This is a genomic window from Clostridium sp. CTA-5 (assembly GCF_054768135.1).
The window spans coordinates 1-1,124 of sequence record NZ_BAAAAT010000030.1 but is presented as its reverse complement, the minus strand read 5'-3'; the positions used below and the strand labels follow the sequence as shown (position 1 = coordinate 1,124).

Sequence of the window (1,124 nt, the reverse complement as noted above, 5' to 3'; positions counted from 1 at the left end):
CTAACCCGTAAGGGAGGCAGCGACCTAAGGTAGGGTCAGCGATTGGGGTGAAGTCGTAACAAGGTAGCCGTAGGAGAACCTGCGGCTGGATCACCTCCTTTCTATGGAGAAATCTAGTTAACACGACGTTTAACTAGTAATAATATTTTTGAAAGTCTTACTTARAAGTAATTAAAGTTAACTTAAATGTTAATTATTCTGTTCAATTTTGAGAGATTTTAAAAACGTGTAGAATACTCTACACGTTTTTTTGTTTCTTAAGTATATTATATTTATTATAAAAACAAATAATTTAAGCTTATATACTTTTAAATTAACTTTAATATTTATCTTATTAGGATAGCAATAAATAATGTGTTATTGAGTATTTAAATGTTTTAAGACAGTATAATAAGTTGATTTGTTTATTATAGATCCTAGATAAGAATTATTTAAATATAAAAAGATATCCACGGTTAGGGAAAAAGATATCCACATTATCAACAAAGATATTATAAAAAAATGTGAATAATATAATAAAATTTATTACTCAAGTTAAGTTGTTTTTTTAAAGCATAACTTTTATATAGAATTTCATATATAATGTAAGAATAAATCATATTTTAGGAACTGAAATTAATATACATATCTATTTCTTAAAATAATTTAAATAATAAGTTATAATCTTTATAAGTTTTATATTATATAAATAGTTATAATGTCCTTTAAACCAAGAATTAATCAGCATTTGCAAAAAAGTTAAAAAAAATAAAAAAAAGTGTTGACATAAATAATATAAGTTTATATAATAATACTTGTCGCTGAGAGGTGACACAACAAATAAAAGAAAAAAGTTCTTTGAAAATTGCATATAAGAATACGAAGTTTAGTAAAACTTAGTACGAGGAATCAAATGATTTTTGTAATGAACGTATTTCATACGCGAATGAAAAAATCATGTAGATAACGAAGTAATAAGATTTAATAAACAAGTATATTGTATATAATACAACAAGCCAAGAATATATTCTTTGTATTTATAAGAACTATTCATTAATTGTTAATAATTAGATAAATAGGTCAAGCTACAAAGGGCGCATGGTGAATGCCTTGGCATCAGGAGCCGATGAAGGACGCGATAAGCT

1 rRNA gene is annotated in these 1,124 nt (G+C 25.2%); it reads left to right on the top strand.

The annotated features are described in order from the left end of the window. Positions 1-101: ribosomal RNA gene (locus tag ACYUET_RS18985) — 16S ribosomal RNA — on the top strand; the annotation flags it as partial. Positions 102-1,124: the final 1,023 nt, after the last annotated feature.